The sequence below is a fragment of the Pseudonocardia nantongensis genome (assembly GCF_046546495.1).
Lineage (GTDB): Bacteria > Actinomycetota > Actinomycetes > Mycobacteriales > Pseudonocardiaceae > Pseudonocardia > Pseudonocardia nantongensis.
This window is the reverse complement of record NZ_JBKGXT010000003.1, coordinates 279,864-292,805: the sequence shown is the minus strand read 5'-3', so window position 1 is coordinate 292,805 and position 12,942 is coordinate 279,864. Positions and strand designations below refer to the sequence as shown.

Below are 12,942 nucleotides of genomic sequence, written 5' to 3'. Positions count from 1 at the left end.
GCCGGTCCGCGGGGCTCGCTCCTGTCGCCGCCGCTCACCCGGAGTCCCCGTCGTCGGAGTGCCCGCCGTCGGGGTGCCCGTCGTCGGAGTCCCCGTCGTCGGAGTCCCCGTCTCCGGCGAGCGCGTCGAGCACCAGGCCCAGCACCTGCACCGCACCCGCCTTGTCGAGCGGGTTGTTGCCGTTGCCGCACTTGGGCGACTGCACGCAGGACGGGCAGCCGGTGCGGCACTCGCAGTCGTGCACGGCCGACCGGGTCGCGCTCAGCCAGGACGCCAGCACTTCGTGTCCGCGTTCGGCGAGGCCGGCGCCACCGGGGTGACCGTCGTGCACGAACACGGTCGGCGACCCGGTGTCGGGATGCAGCGCGGTGGACAGCCCTCCGATGTCCCAGCGGTCGCAGATCGCGAACAGCGGGAGCAGCCCGATCGCGGCGTGCTCGGCGGCGTGCAACGCACCGGGCAGTCGGGCCTCGTCGATCCCCGCCTCCTCCAGCGCGTCCGGGTCGATCGTGTACCAGACCGAGCGGGTGTCCAAGCTCTGTGGCGGCAGGTCCAGCGGGGCCTGGTCGAGCACCGTCCCGTCCGCGGTCCGACGCCGGTAGCCGACGACCTGGCTGGTCACCGTCGTGTCGCCGAAGCACACCCGGACCGGGCCGTACCGTCGCGACTCCCGGGTCGCCAGCACCGTCACCTCCGAGACCGACTGCGGCTCGGTCCGCCAGTCCGGGTCCTCCGGGTGCACCAGCGCCAGTCCCTGCTCCAGGTCCAGCTCGTCGACCACGAAGCTGTCCCCGCGGTGCAGGTACACCGCTCCCGGGTGCACCGACCCGGGAGCGGCATCCCCGTCGACCGTGCCCAGCATCCGGCCGGTCGCGGCCTCGACCACCGCCACCTGGCCGAGTCCCGCCCCACGGATGTCGACGTCGGCGGACGGCGAACCACCGGTGTCCGGCCAGAACCAGCCGTGCGGGCGGCGGCGGAGCACCCCGTCGGCGACCAGCTCGTCGAGCACCTCCTCCGCCGGGGCGCCCCCGAACACGTCGGCGACGTCGGCCGTGGTCAGCGGCATCTCGGCGGCGGCGCACGCCAGCTGCGGGGCGAGCACGTAGGGGTTCACCGGGTTCAGCACGCAGCTCTCCACCGGGGCGCCGAGCAGCGTCTGCGGATGGTGCACCAGGTAGGTGTCCAACGGGTCGTCCCGGGCCACCAGCACCACCAGCGCCTCGTCGGCGGCCCGCCCGGCGCGCCCCGCCTGCTGCCAGAACGACGCCCGGGTCCCGGGGAACCCGGCCAGCACCACCGCGTCCAGCCCGGAGATGTCCACACCCAGCTCCAGCGCGTTCGTGGTCGCGACCCCGAGGAGCTCACCCGACATCAGCGCCCCCTCCAGCGCGCGCCGCTCCTCGGGCAGGTAGCCGCCGCGGTAGGCCGCGATCCGCTCGGTGAGCTCCGGTGCCGCCTCCGCGACCTGACGCCGTGCCCCCAGGGCGGTGAGCTCGGCCGCGCGCCGGGATCGCACGAACGCCAGCGTGCGGGCGTCCTCGAGCACCAGATCGGCGAGCATCCGGGCGGCCTCCCCGCCCGCCGAGCGCCGGACCGGGGCGCCGGAGTCGTCGGTGATCTCGGCGAGCAGCGGCGGCTCCCAGAACGCGACGGTCCGCCCGGCGTTCGGCGAGCCGTCCTCGGTCACCGCGACGACGTCGCGTCCGGTCAGGCGGGACGCGAACTCGCCCGGGGTCGCCACCGTCGCCGACGCGAGCACCACGGTGGGCCGGGCGCCGTAGCGGGCCGCGATCCGCAGCAACCGGCGCAGCAGCACGGCCACGTGCGAGCCGAACACCCCGCGGTAGGTGTGGCACTCGTCGATCACGACGTAGCGCAGCCGGCGCAGGAAGGTCGCCCAGCGGCGGTGCCGGGGCAGCAGCGAGCGATGCAGCATGTCCGGGTTGGAGAACATCCACCGGCAGTGCCGGCGCACCCAGTCCCGCTCCTCCATCGGGGTGTCACCGTCGAACGCTGCCGGACGGATCCCGGGCGGGGCGATCCCGTCGAGGGCCCGGAGCTGGTCGGCGGCCAGCGCCTTGGTCGGCGCCAGGTAGAGCGCGGTCGCCCGCGGGTCCTCCTCGAGCCCGGCCAGCACCGGGAGTTGGTAGACGAGCGACTTGCCCGACGCCGTCCCGGTCGCGACGACGACGTCGGCGCCGCCGTGTACCAGCGAGGCCCCCTCGGCCTGGTGCGCCCACGGCCGCGCGATCCCCCGGTCGACGAGCGCCGCCCGCAGCGGCTCCGGGGTCCAGTCCGGCCAGTCCGTGGTCCGGCCCGGCCGCGGCGGCGTGCGCACCACGTGCCGCAATGGGTCGTCGTCCGGCACCGGGTCGACGGCGGCCGGCTCCTGCGCGGCGGGCGACTCCTGCGCGGAGGCCGGCTCGGCGCGGTCCGGGTCGACACCGGAGCCGGCGAGCACCCGGCGCAACAGGTCCACGCCGCGCCGCGATCCCTCCGACCGCACTCCCGTCGACCCCACGACCGGCCAGGCTGACACACCGGACGGCGCCACCGCCGGACAGGCCCGACCGCGACCGGGCGGCGCCGCGGCACCCGAGCCGCCCGGACCGACGCAGGCGGCCGGACGGAGGCACCGGTGCGGCCGGACGGAGGGACGATGCGGCCGGACGGACGTTGCCGTACGGCCGGCCCTCCGTCCGGCTCGCCCGCGAGGGGCGTCCGGAAGCGCCGCCGGACAGCCCCACGCACGTTGTGTTCTTGATCACTTTGGGCGGATAGTTCCCGCTTGTGATCCCGCTCGCAGTGAGTGGTCGGACACACTTCTAGACTGCACGCGCCCGGTCGCCGGCGACCGCCGGTCCGGGCCCAGTCGACGCCAGGGACGCCGTCGTCGGCGGGGAGCACCGACACCGGTGCCACCCCCGTCAACGGCTACCTGGTCGGATCTCTGCTGAACCAGGAGGACGGATGTCCCAGTCCACCCTCGCCCAGGGCCTCGAGCTCGGTGCGGGAGACCTCACCATCGTGGGTGTGGTCGCGGTGGTCGCCCTCGTCGCCCTGGCCGTCGGCGGTCTGCTGCTCAAGGAGGTCCTCGCCCACGGCGAGGGCACGCCCTCGATGCAGGAGATCGGCCGCGCGGTCCAGGAAGGCGCCTCGGCGTACCTCAACCGCCAGTTCCGCACGCTCGGCATCTTCGCCGTCATCGTGTTCGTGCTGCTCTTCGCGCTCCCCGCCGAGGACCTCGGTGAACGCATCGGCCGATCGATCTTCTTCCTCGTCGGTGCGGGCTTCTCCGCCATCATCGGCTACCTGGGCATGTGGCTGGCCACGCGCGCGAACATCCGCGTCGCCGCGGCGGCCCGGGAGGCGAACGGGCGCGACAAGGCCACCCGGATCGCGTTCCGCACCGGCGGCGTGGTCGGCATGTTCACCGTCGGCCTCGGTCTGTTCGGTGCCGCCATCGTGGTGATGGTCTACGCCGGCCAGGCCCCGCGGGTCCTGGAGGGCTTCGGCTTCGGCGCCGCGCTACTCGCGATGTTCATGCGGGTCGGTGGCGGCATCTTCACCAAGGCCGCGGACGTGGGCGCCGACCTGGTCGGCAAGGTCGAGCAGGGGATCCCCGAGGACGACCCGCGCAACGCCGCCACCATCGCCGACAACGTGGGCGACAACGTCGGTGACTGCGCCGGCATGGCGGCCGACCTGTTCGAGTCCTACGCCGTCACCCTGGTCGCCGCGCTCATCCTGGGCACCGCCGCGTTCGGCCTGCAGGGCCTGCTGTTCCCGCTGATCGTCCCGGCGATCGGCGTGATCACCGCGATCCTCGGCGTGTACCTGACCAAGGCCCGGGAGGGGGAGAACTCGCTGCGCGCGATCAATCGCAGCTTCTACCTCTCGGCGATCTTCGCGGGCGTGCTGTCGATCATCGCGGCGTATGTCTACTTGCCCGGCAGCTTCGGCGAGATGACCAACCCGACCGACGGCTCGGTCGCCGAGCTCACCAGCGACCCGCGCCTCATCGCGTCGGTCGCCGTGATCATCGGCATCGTGCTGGCCGTGGTGATCCTCAAGCTCACCGGCTACTACACCGGCACCGAGGACACCCCGGTCCGCGACGTCGGCAAGTCGTCGCTGACCGGCTCGGCGACGGTCATCCTGTCCGGCATCTCGATCGGCTTCGAGTCCGCCGTCTACACCGCGATCGTCATCTCGGCCGCGGTCTACGGGGCCTTCCTGCTCTCCGGTTCGATCGTCGTGTCGCTGTTCGCGGTCGCGCTGGCCGGCACCGGCCTGCTCACCACGGTCGGCGTCATCGTCGCGATGGACACCTTCGGCCCGGTCTCGGACAACGCGCAGGGCATCGCGGAGATGTCCGGCGACGTCGAGGGCGACGGCGTGGACATCCTCACCGAGTTGGACGCGGTCGGGAACACCACCAAGGCGATCACCAAGGGCATCGCGATCGCCACCGCGGTGCTCGCCGCGACGGCACTGTTCGGCTCCTACCGCGACGCCATCAACCAGGCGCTCGACTCCGCCGGCGTCGCGCTGGGCGACGCCGGGTCGTCGTTCGCCTACGAGGTGTTCAGCCCGAACACCCTGGTCGGCGTGATCATCGGTGCGTCGGTGGTGTTCATGTTCTCCGGCCTGGCGATCAACGCGGTCACCCGTGCCGCCGGCGCGGTCGTCTACGAGGTGCGCCGCCAGTTCAAGGACAAGCCCGGGATCATGGACCGCACCGAGCGGCCGGAGTACGGCCGCGTGGTCGACATCTGCACCCGGGACTCGCTGCGCGAGCTGGCGACCCCCGGCCTGCTGGCGATCTTCGCGCCGATCGCGGTCGGGTTCGGCCTGGGCGTCGGCCCGCTGGCCGGCTACCTGGCCGGTGCGATCGCCACCGGCGTCCTGATGGCGATCTTCCTGGCCAACTCGGGCGGCGCCTGGGACAACGCCAAGAAGCTCGTCGAGGACGGCAACCACGGCGGCAAGGGCTCCGACGCCCACGAGGCGACGATCATCGGTGACACCGTCGGCGACCCGTTCAAGGACACCGCGGGCCCGGCCATCAACCCGCTGATCAAGGTGATGAACCTGGTCTCGGTGCTGATCGCGCCCGCGATCGTCCTGCTGTCCCTGCCCGGCAGCAACCCGGTGATCCGGATCCTGATCGCGGTCGTCGCGGTCCTGATCATCGTCGGGGCGGTCGTGATCTCGAAGCGGAGGACGTCGGCGATCACCGACGCACCCGCGGAGAGCTCGGTCGGCTGAGCGACCCTCGCGGAGCGTGCCCCGGCGCGCACCGCACCTCCCGCACGATCGCGACGGCCGCTCGTCCCGCCCGGGGCGAGCGGCCGTCGTCCGTCGTCACCCGGCTCGGCCGACCCGGAACCGGACACGGCGTTCCGGGCGTCGGGCCCGTGCGGCGATCTCGGCCGGCATCTCGGATGAGGTGGAGAACGCACCCCCGAACGCCGCAGTGCCCATTGCTCCAGACAGCTGCCCAGGGCAGGGTGGCGGCGGCTGACCTGCGGCCGAGGCATACGGTCGCACCCGGTCCGTTCCCCCGAGGCAGCGCGCATCCGCGCCGCCCCCGACGAGCTGGAGCCCGACGATGGCGACCCCCCGACCGGCCCGCGCCGCCCGGGTCCTGCTGCCGACCCTGCTTGCCGCGTGCCTCGCGGCCGGCTGCACGACCACGGTGGCCGGGACCGCATCACCGGACCCCGCACCCCGCCCCACCGAGGGCGTCGGCGCCGATCCCGTCGCCTGGGGCGACAAGGTGTGCGGCGCGCTGCTGTCGTACTACCAGCCGCTGACCGCCAAGCCGGACTACGCGGGCGCCGACCTCGCGGGCATCAAGGGCCGCCTGTCCGGCTACCTGGGCACGGTCGCCGGTGGCATCGACAACGGCCAGAAGCAGCTTGAGGCCGCGGGCGCCTCCCCGGTCTCCGGCGGCGACCAGTTCGCGAAGTCGATCGGTGACCTGCTCCAGCGCACCGGCGGGACCGTCGACCAGGCGAAGAGCGAGGTCGACGCGGCCGACCCGAACGACGTGCCCGGCTTCGAGGGCCGGCTCCGCTCGGCCGAGGACAAGCTGCGCACCATCGGCGCGGCCCAGGGCCTGGACAAGCTCGGCGCCACCCCGCGGCTGGACAAGGCCGTCTCGACCGCCCCGAAGTGCGGCGAGCTGAACAAGCTCACCGCACCGTCCTGACCCCGCCCGGCGAACGGGAACATCCGGTCGGCGCGGCGCGTTGTTCGCGTCGAACATGCGTTCTACACTGCTCGCGTGCCGCAGATGTCGCTGTTCTCCGCGGAGGCCCGGCCGGCCGGGATCACCGACCTGGCCGGGCTGCTCTGCGGACCCGGCCGGCTGGAGCGGTTCGGCGCCGGGGACACCGCCCGGTTCGACGTCCCGCTCCCGTTCGACGGCCGTGAGCGGGCCCTGGCCGCGCTGGCCGGCGCCCGCGGCGTCACCCTCGCCCCGGGCGCGTCCGGGCTGCGCAGCGCGTTCCGCCGGGACCTGGCGCCGCTGGCCCGGTCCTGGTGCACCGGCAACGGCCACAAGCAGGTCCCGTCCGGCTTCCAGCTCGACGGCGCCGCGCTCCGGCTGTGGGTGCTCGCGGCGGGCGTCGCGGACCTGCGCGGCGGTCATCTGCTGCTCCTCGACCCGCAGGCCCCGTGGACGCACGGGCCGCTGATCGCCGCCGCCACCCGGGCGGGCCTGCCCCCGGCCCGGGTGGCCGCCGGGGAACACGGCGCCCCCGGCCCGGCGTTACGTCTGCACGGGGCGCGTCGGATGGCGCGTCTGACCGAACTGGTGGGGCCCGCCCCGGGCACCATCGGACCCTCCGACTGGCCAAGGTTCCACGGACGACCGGCCGCCTGACCTGCCGGTCTCCCGGCGGGGCTAGGCTGTCGCCTCGCCCGCCGCCGGTGGCACGAGCCACGGTGGGGTCGGCGGCGGTATGAGATCGTGCGATCGTCGACGGATGACGACGCGCGGCGTGACCGCCCCGGCACGCTCCGCAGCATCGCGGAAGCACCGGCACGGCACAGGCGTCGCAACAGGCGCGACGCGGCCGGAGAGATGAGGTAGGACCACGTGGCAGCGGCAACGACGGACAAGACGGGTTCGGCACGGAAGTCGGGTGGGGGCACACGCACGCCCACCACGTCGACGACCGCGTCCGGCCGCCCGACGCGCCGTCTGGTGATCGTCGAGTCGCCGACCAAGGCCCGCAAGATCCAGCCCTACCTGGGCGACGACTACGTCGTCGAGTCCTCGGTCGGGCACATCCGCGACCTGCCGCGCGGCGCCGCCGACGTGCCGGCGAAGTACAAGGGCGAGTCCTGGGCGCGGCTCGGCGTCGACGTCGACAACCAGTTCAGCCCGCTCTACATCGTCACGCCGGAGAAGAAGAGCACCGTCTCCGAGCTGCGCGAGGCGCTGAAGTCGGTGGACGAGCTGCTGCTCGCGACGGACCCCGACCGCGAGGGCGAGGCCATCGCCTGGCACCTGCTGGAGACCCTCAAGCCGAAGGTCCCGGTCCGCCGGATGGTCTTCCACGAGATCACCGAGTCGGCGATCCGGGCCGCCGCGGAGAACACCCGCGAGCTCGACCAGAATCTGGTCGACGCCCAGGAGACCCGACGGATCCTGGACCGCCTCTACGGCTACGAGGTCTCCCCCGTGCTGTGGAAGAAGGTCATGCCGAAGCTCTCGGCCGGTCGCGTGCAGTCGGTGGCGACCCGGCTGATCGTGCAGCGCGAGCGGGAGCGGATCGCCTTCACCTCGGCCGACTACTGGGACATCGCCGCGACGATGAACGCCGGCGCCGAGGCCACCCCGCCCACCTTCGGCGCCCGGCTGATGCAGGTGGACGGCAACAAGGTCGCCACCGGCCGCGACTTCGGCGCCGACGGGAAGCTGAAGAACACCAAGGACGTCGTCGTGCTCGACGAGGCCGGCGCCCGCCGGCTCGCCGAGGGCCTGGAGGGCCGCGACCTCGCCGTCTCCTCGGTGGAGTCCAAGCCCTACACCCGCAAGCCGTACCCGCCGTTCATGACCTCCACGCTGCAGCAGGAGGCCGGGCGCAAGCTGCGGTTCTCGTCCGAGCGCACGATGCGCAGCGCGCAGCGACTCTACGAGAACGGCTACATCACCTACATGCGGACGGACTCGACCACGCTGTCCGACGCCGCGATCCAGGCCGCCCGGTCCCAGGCCCGTGAGCTCTACGGCGACGCCTACGTCGCCGACAAGCCGCGCCAGTACACCCGCAAGGTCAAGAACGCCCAGGAGGCGCACGAGGCGATCCGCCCGGCGGGCGAGTCGTTCCGCACACCCGGCGCGATCGCCCGCGAGGTCGACGGCGACGACTACCGGCTCTACGAGCTGATCTGGCAGCGCACGATCGCCTCCCAGATGACCGACGCGCGCGGGACCACGGTCAGCGTCCGGATCAACGGCACGGCCGGGACCGGCGAGGCCGTCGTGTTCGCCGCGTCCGGGCGCACGATCACCTTCCCGGGCTTTCTCAAGGCCTACGTCGAGGCGGTCGAGGAGGGGTCCCCGGGCCAGGCCGACGACGCCGAGTCCCGGCTGCCCGAGCTCACCGAGGGCCAGACCCTGCAGGCCGACGAGCTCGTCCCGGACGGGCACTCGACCAACCCGCCGTCCCGGTTCACCGAGCCGGCGCTGGTCAAGGCCCTGGAGGAGCTCGGCATCGGCCGGCCCTCGACCTACGCGTCGATCATCAAGACGATCCTGGACCGCGGCTACGTCTGGAAGAAGGGCGCCGCGCTGGTCCCGTCCTGGGTGGCGTTCTCGGTCGTCGGGCTGCTGGAGTCGCACTTCGGCCAGCTCGTGGATTACGACTTCACCGCCGGTATGGAGGACGATCTGGACTCCATCGCGGCCGGCAACGACTCGCGGGTGGACTGGCTCAACGGGTTCTACTTCGGCGCCGGGAGGCGCGCGCAGGGGTCGATCGCGGAGGTCGGCGGGCTGAAGAAGCTCGTCGGGGCGAACCTCGAGGAGATCGACGCCCGCACGATCAACTCGATCCCGATGTTCACCGACGCCGCCGACCGGGACGTCGTGGTGCGGGTCGGGCGCTACGGCCCGTACCTGGAGCGGATCGTCGACGGCGCGTCGCAGCGCGCGAACCTGCCCGAGGACCTGCCGCCGGACGAGCTCTCCGAGGAGGTCGCCGAGAAGCTGTTCGCGGTCCCGCAGGAGGGCCGCAAGCTGGGCACCGACCCGGTGACCGGGCACGAGATCGTGGCCAAGGAGGGCCGGTTCGGCCCGTACGTCACGGAGCTGCTGCCCGAGCCCGAGGTTCCGGAGGGCGCGAAGAAGAAGCCGGCCAAGCCGAAGCCGCGCACCGGCTCGCTGTTCAAGTCGATGGCCGTGGACACCGTCACCCTCGACGACGCGCTCAAGATCCTCTCGCTGCCGCGGGTCGTCGGAACGGACCCGGACTCCGGCGAGGAGATCACCGCGCAGAACGGTCGCTACGGGCCGTACCTGAAGAGGGGCACCGACTCGCGGTCACTGGCCGGCGAGGAGCAGCTGTTCACGGTGACACTCGACGAGGCGCTGGAGCTCTACAAGCAGCCCAAGCAGCGCGGCCGGGCGGCCGCGGCGCCGCCGCTGCGCGAGCTGGGCGAGGACCCGTCGACGAGCAAGAAGATGGTGGTCAAGGACGGTCGGTTCGGGCCGTACGTCACCGACGGTGAGACCAACGCCAGCCTGCGCAAGGGCGACTCGGTCGAGGAGGTCACCGACGAGCGGGCCTCCGAGCTGCTGGCCGAGCGGCGGGCGAAGGCCCCGGCGAAGAAGACGACCACGCGGAAGACCGCGGCGGCGTCGAAGAGCGGCGGGACGACGGCGCGCAGCAGCGCGGCGAAGAAGTCCGGCACGACGACCCGCAAGACCGGCACCACGTCCAAGAGCGCGGCGTCCAAGAACTCGACGTCCAAGAACTCGACGTCCGCGGGCACGACGAAGAAGAGCACCACCTCGCGCACCCGCAAGACCCCGACGAACTGACCCGGCGCGGCATGTCGCACGCCCCGGCGCTGTCCGACGTGTCCCGAGGGGCACCCTCGGGGCCCGGGGCGCAACGAGTGTGCCCCTCGGGACATGCTCCGGTGGCGGTGCGGGGTCCGACGGCGGACCCCGGTGGCGGCGGCTCAGTTCCCGGCGAGTGCCTGCTTGACGGCGGCGGCGACCCGGCCGCCCTCGGCACGCCCGGCCGCGGCCGCGTTCGCCTTCTTCATGACCTGGCCCATCTGCTTCATCCCGGGCTGCTCGCCGGACTCGGCCGCCACCTCGGCGACGGCGGCGCGGGCGAGGCCGGCCACCTCGTCGTCGGAGAGCTGGGTGGGCAGGTAGCGGGACAGGACCTCGCCCTCGGCACGCTCCCGGGCGGCCTGGGAGTCCCGACCGGCACCGGCGAACGCCTCGGCCGACTCGGCCCGGCGCCTGGTCTCCTTGGTGATCACGGCGCGGACCTCGTCGTCGGAGAGCTCGCGGGCGGCCTCGCCCGCCACCTCGGCCGTCCCGATCGCGCTCAGCGCCGAGCGCAGGGTCGTCCTGACCAGCTCGTCCTTGGCCTTCATGGCGGCCGTGAGATCGGTCCGCAGCTGCTCCTTGAGGGTGCTCACGACTGGCCACGATAGTCCCGCGCCGTAGGCTGGACGGCGTGAGCACCGCCGGAACCCTCGCCAGCCTGGCCGCCGGAACCGTCGCCGCCGCGGCGACCGGCCTGGGCTACGCGGCCGGCGTCGAGCGACGGCACTGGACCCTGCGCCGGGTGGAGCTGCCGGTACTCGAGCCGGGTGCACGACGCCTGCGGATCCTGCACCTCTCGGACTTCCACCTCACCCCCGGCCAGCTCAGCAAGATCCGCTGGATCGCCGCGCTGGACGCCCTGGAACCCGACCTGGTGATCAATACCGGGGACAACCTGGCGCACCCGGACGCGGTGCCGGGGGTGCTCGCCGCGCTCGGGCCGCTGTTGGACCGCCCGGGCGCGTTCGTGTTCGGCAGCAACGACTACTACGGCCCGACGGCGAAGAACCCGGCCCGCTACCTACGCCGCAGCGACACCCGGCGGAGGCACGGCGAACCGCTACCCTGGAGCGACCTGCGCGCAGCCTTCCGCGAGCACGGCTGGGTCGATGCCACGCACACCCGGGAACAGCTCACCGTGGACGGACGCACCGTGCGGGTCGCCGGCGTCGACGACCCGCACCTGCACCGGGACCGCTACCCGCGGATCGCGGGGTACGACCCGGACGCCGACCTGCGCCTGGGCCTGACCCACTCCCCCGAGCCGCGGGTGCTCGACGGTTTCGCCGCCGACGGCTACGACCTCGTCCTCGCCGGGCACACGCACGGCGGCCAACTGCGGCTGCCGGGCTACGGCGCGATCGTCACCAACTGCGGGATCGACCGCTCCCGGGCCCGCGGCGTCAGCCGGTGGGGCAGCCACCTGCGGCTGCACGTGTCGGCCGGGCTGGGCACCTCGCCCTACGCGCCGGTGCGGTTCGCCTGCCCGCCCGAGGCCTCGCTGCTGACCCTGGTTCCCCGGCCGACCGGGGCCGCGACCGGGAGGGGAGCCCCCGCGCACGCCACCACGGGCGTCGGGTAGAGTTTCCAACGGCTCACGGGAGACCGTGACAGTCGCTCGGGGTGTGGCGCAGCTTGGTAGCGCGCTTCGTTCGGGACGAAGAGGTCGCAGGTTCAAATCCTGTCACCCCGACCATACAAAGGCCCTGGTCAAAGACTCCGTAAAGAGTCTGGGACCAGGGCCTTCGTCGTGTCCGGGGCGTGCTGCGTGACTAGCTGAGTGACTACGGCTCTGCGCGCGGAAACAGGCCGTCCATCGCGGTCGCGCCCTCGTCGATCACCGGCCGGATCTGCTTCCGGTAGATGAGTTCCGTGACCGTGCTCCCACCGGTGTGTCCGACCAGGCGAGCGATCTGGTCGATGGTCATGCCGCTGTCCGACAGCAGCGAGACAAAGCTGTGCCGCAGCTCCCGGGGCGTCCACTCCCCCGCATCGAGCCCCGCGGCCTTGAGCACGATGCGGAAGCCGCGCCGGACGTTGGCCGCGTCGAGCGCGGTGCCGGTCTCGGAGGCGAACACCAGACCGTGCTCCTGCCACTCCCGCCGCCGCGCGCGAACGGTGCCGGACCTGACGGTCTCGCTGCCCACGCAGCACCTCGACGCAGCGACCCGGCAGGGCGATCGTGCGCCGCGACTTTCGGGTCTTCGTGTCCCCGTCGATCCGGACCGAGCGCCAGACCTTCATGTGCGCCGGAACAGGCGGTTCCGCGTCGGGCCGGCCGATCAGATCGACGTCGTCCCGGGTCAATGCGCGCAGCTCCTCCGTGCGAGCACCGGTCAGCAGGCCCACAACGGTGTACGCCCCATAGGTGCTGGTGACATTCAGTTCGAGCAGGGCCTGCGCCTGTGCGTAGGTCAGCGCCTTGGACGGTCGGCCACCCTGCCCGGTCGGTGTGCTGCACAGCAGGACGACATTGCGACGCACCTTGTCCCGGGCCTGGGCCCGCGCAACCGAGCGCTGCAGAATCGACCTGATGTCCTGCAGAGTCCGGGTCCCGAGCGTCTGGGCCTTGCTCGCAAGCAACGGTCCACGTCCTCGGCGGACAGCTCCCGCAGCTTCCGGGCTCCCAGGGCCGGGATGACGTGCTGCTCGGCGAGGATGCGCCTGGTCGCGATCGTCGCCGGTGCACGCCCGGTGAGACCGTAGGTCAGCCAGTCCCGGACGGCGTGCTCGACGGTGTACCCGTGCTCGGCGACGGCGTGACCGTCCTCGACGGCGCGGACGATCTCGCGCAGCTTCTCCTTGGCGGTCGTCTTGGTCCGACCGCTCCCCCGCCGCACGATCCGCTTGCCGTC

8 protein-coding genes and 1 tRNA gene are annotated in these 12,942 nt (G+C 72.8%); 6 read left to right on the top strand and 3 right to left on the bottom strand.

Annotated features, from left to right (window positions below; genetic code table 11):
• Positions 1-34: 34 nt before the first annotated feature.
• On the bottom strand, positions 35-2,482 hold the full coding sequence (locus tag ACLFMI_RS05125; RefSeq protein ID WP_410946559.1) for a DEAD/DEAH box helicase: 2,448 nt from the start codon (positions 2,480-2,482) through the stop codon (positions 35-37).
• A gap of 491 nt (positions 2,483-2,973) precedes the next feature.
• Between ACLFMI_RS05125 and ACLFMI_RS05120 the strand changes: the two genes are divergently transcribed.
• From ACLFMI_RS05120 to topA, 4 genes are all read left to right on the top strand, one after another.
• Complete coding sequence (locus ACLFMI_RS05120; protein WP_410946558.1) at positions 2,974-5,274, top strand: sodium-translocating pyrophosphatase; 2,301 nt, start codon at positions 2,974-2,976, stop codon at positions 5,272-5,274.
• Positions 5,275-5,617: 343 nt separating this feature from the next.
• Positions 5,618-6,220, top strand: a complete 603-nt coding sequence (locus ACLFMI_RS05115; protein WP_410946557.1) for a hypothetical protein — start codon at positions 5,618-5,620, stop codon at positions 6,218-6,220.
• Between the two features lie 84 nt (positions 6,221-6,304).
• On the top strand, positions 6,305-6,895 hold the full coding sequence (locus ACLFMI_RS05110; RefSeq protein WP_410946626.1) for a hypothetical protein: 591 nt from the start codon (positions 6,305-6,307) through the stop codon (positions 6,893-6,895).
• 321 nt (positions 6,896-7,216) lie between these two features.
• On the top strand, positions 7,217-10,063 hold the full coding sequence (gene topA, locus ACLFMI_RS05105) for a type I DNA topoisomerase (protein WP_458788576.1): 2,847 nt from the start codon (positions 7,217-7,219) through the stop codon (positions 10,061-10,063).
• Positions 10,064-10,206: 143 nt separating this feature from the next.
• Here the strand turns inward: topA and ACLFMI_RS05100 are convergent, their stop codons facing one another.
• Positions 10,207-10,680 (bottom strand): GatB/YqeY domain-containing protein, encoded by a 474-nt coding sequence (locus tag ACLFMI_RS05100; RefSeq protein ID WP_410946555.1) that lies wholly within the window; start codon positions 10,678-10,680, stop codon positions 10,207-10,209.
• Positions 10,681-10,718: 38 nt separating this feature from the next.
• On the opposite strand from ACLFMI_RS05100, the gene ACLFMI_RS05095 reads away from it, so the two are divergent.
• Together ACLFMI_RS05095 and ACLFMI_RS05090 are read left to right on the top strand one after the other, a co-directional pair.
• Entirely contained in the window at positions 10,719-11,669 is a 951-nt protein-coding gene (locus ACLFMI_RS05095) for a metallophosphoesterase (protein ID WP_410946554.1), read from the top strand.
• Between the two features lie 37 nt (positions 11,670-11,706).
• A tRNA-Pro gene (locus tag ACLFMI_RS05090) sits at positions 11,707-11,783 on the top strand.
• Between the two features lie 88 nt (positions 11,784-11,871).
• Here ACLFMI_RS05090 and ACLFMI_RS05085 read toward each other — a convergent pair.
• A complete protein-coding gene (locus ACLFMI_RS05085; RefSeq protein WP_410946553.1) occupies positions 11,872-12,234 on the bottom strand; it encodes a tyrosine-type recombinase/integrase in 363 nt (120 codons plus the stop codon).
• Positions 12,235-12,942: the final 708 nt, after the last annotated feature.

Coding starts and splice junctions, on each gene's coding strand:
- ACLFMI_RS05110 (WP_410946626.1), top strand. CDS start 6,305: ATGTCGCTGTTCTCCGCGGAGGCCCGGCCGGCCGGGATCACCGACCTG.
- ACLFMI_RS05120 (WP_410946558.1), top strand. CDS start 2,974: ATGTCCCAGTCCACCCTCGCCCAGGGCCTCGAGCTCGGTGCGGGAGAC.
- ACLFMI_RS05115 (WP_410946557.1), top strand. CDS start 5,618: ATGGCGACCCCCCGACCGGCCCGCGCCGCCCGGGTCCTGCTGCCGACC.